The sequence below is a fragment of the Lyngbya sp. CCY1209 genome, from assembly GCF_035615495.1.
In the GTDB taxonomy this organism is placed as follows: domain Bacteria; phylum Cyanobacteriota; class Cyanobacteriia; order Cyanobacteriales; family Microcoleaceae; genus Limnospira.
This window is the reverse complement of sequence record NZ_JAJENU010000039.1, coordinates 1-1,815: the sequence shown is the minus strand read 5'-3', so window position 1 is coordinate 1,815 and position 1,815 is coordinate 1. Positions and strand designations below refer to the sequence as shown.

Sequence of the window (1,815 nt, the reverse complement as noted above, 5' to 3'; positions counted from 1 at the left end):
TCCAACAAGCGCTGGTTGCACTTCTTCATGCTGTTCGTCCCCGTGACGGGCCTGTGGATGTGTTCCATCGGCGTCGTGGGTCTGGCCGTGAACCTGCGGGCTTACGACTTCGTGTCGCAAGAACTGCGGGCTGCAGAAGACCCCGAGTTTGAAACTTTCTATACCAAGAACATTCTGCTCAACGAGGGAATTCGCGCCTGGATGGCTCCAGCCGATCAACCTCACCAAAACTTTGTCTTCCCTGAGGAGGTATTACCACGTGGTAACGCTCTCTAGCACTTCTTACCTGGGCGGCCGCGACCAGGAATCCACCGGCTTCGCCTGGTGGGCTGGCAACGCCCGTCTCATCAACCTTTCCGGAAAACTCTTGGGCGCCCACGTTGCCCACGCTGGCCTGATCGTCTTCTGGGCCGGGGCGATGACCCTGTTCGAGGTGTCCCACTTCGTCCCCGAAAAGCCCATGTACGAGCAAGGTCTGATCCTGCTCCCCCACCTGGCCACCCAGGGCTGGGGCGTCGGCCCTGGCGGTGAAGTCATCGACATCTTCCCCTACTTCGTGGTGGGGGTGCTTCACCTGATTTCCTCCGCCGTCCTCGGTTTGGGCGGTATCTATCACGCCGTCCGCGGCCCCGAAGTTTTGGAAGAATATTCTTCCTTCTTCGGCTACGACTGGAAGGACAAAAACCAGATGACCAACATCATCGGGTATCACCTGATCCTGTTGGGATGCGGTGCCCTCCTGCTCGTGTTCAAAGCCATGTTCTTCGGCGGCGTCTACGACACCTGGGCGCCCGGTGGCGGTGACGTCCGGATCATCAACAACCCGACCCTGAACCCGCTGGTCATCTTCGGCTACCTGTTCAAAGCTCCCTTCGGCGGCGAAGGCTGGCTGATCGGGGTGGACAACATGGAAGATATCATTGGCGGTCACATCTGGGTTGGCCTGATCTGCATCTTCGGCGGTATCTACCACATTCTGACCAAGCCCTTCGCCTGGGCCCGCCGCGCCTTCATCTGGTCTGGAGAAGCTTACCTCTCCTACAGCTTGGGCGCGCTGTCCCTGATGGGCTTCGTTGCCGCCGCCTTCGTGTGGTTCAACAACACCGCCTATCCGAGCGAGTTCTACGGCCCCACCAACGCCGAGGCGTCTCAAGCTCAGTCCTTCGTGTTCCTGGTTCGCGACCAAAAACTCGGTGCGAACATCGGTTCCGCCCAAGGCCCCACCGGTCTGGGTAAATACCTGATGCGCTCCCCCACCGGCGAAATCATCTTCGGCGGTGAAACCATGCGCTTCTGGGACTTCAAAGGCCCCTGGCTTGAGCCCCTGCGTGGCCCCAACGGTCTTGACCTGAACAAGCTCAAGAACGACATCCAGCCCTGGCAAGTGCGTCGGGCTTCCGAGTACATGACCCACGCCCCCAACGGTTCCATCAACTCCGTGGGCGGGATCATCACTGAAGCTCAAGGGTTCAACTACGTTAACCCCCGGGCTTGGCTGGCCGGTTCTCACTTCATTCTCGGCTTCTTCTTCCTGGTCGGACACCTGTGGCACGCCGGTCGCGCCCGCGCCGCCGCCGCCGGTTTCGAGAAGGGAATCGATCGCGAGACTGAACCCGTCCTGGCGATGCCCGACCTCGACTAATCCGTTCCCATCGGTTTGATCCGAAATCGGAATCGCAAAACCCCACCCGCCCCGGGTGGGGTTCTTTAATTGGGCATGGGGGCAGAGGGGGCAGGGGAGGCAGGGGGGCACAGGGGCGGAGGTAAAATTCCCCACACCCCCCCCCCCCCACCCCCCCCCCCCCACCCCAAATT

At 60.7% G+C, this 1,815-nt stretch carries 1 protein-coding gene and 1 pseudogene; both read left to right on the top strand.

Annotated features, from left to right (window positions below):
* A pseudogene (locus LKE08_RS00185) lies at window positions 1–276 on the top strand (photosystem II D2 protein (photosystem q(a) protein)); the annotation flags it as partial.
* Entirely contained in the window at window positions 260–1,642 is a 1,383-nt protein-coding gene (gene psbC, locus LKE08_RS00180; protein WP_324702176.1) for a photosystem II reaction center protein CP43, read from the top strand. The pseudogene LKE08_RS00185 and the gene psbC, both read left to right, overlap by 17 nt.
* Window positions 1,643–1,815 lie beyond the last annotated feature (173 nt).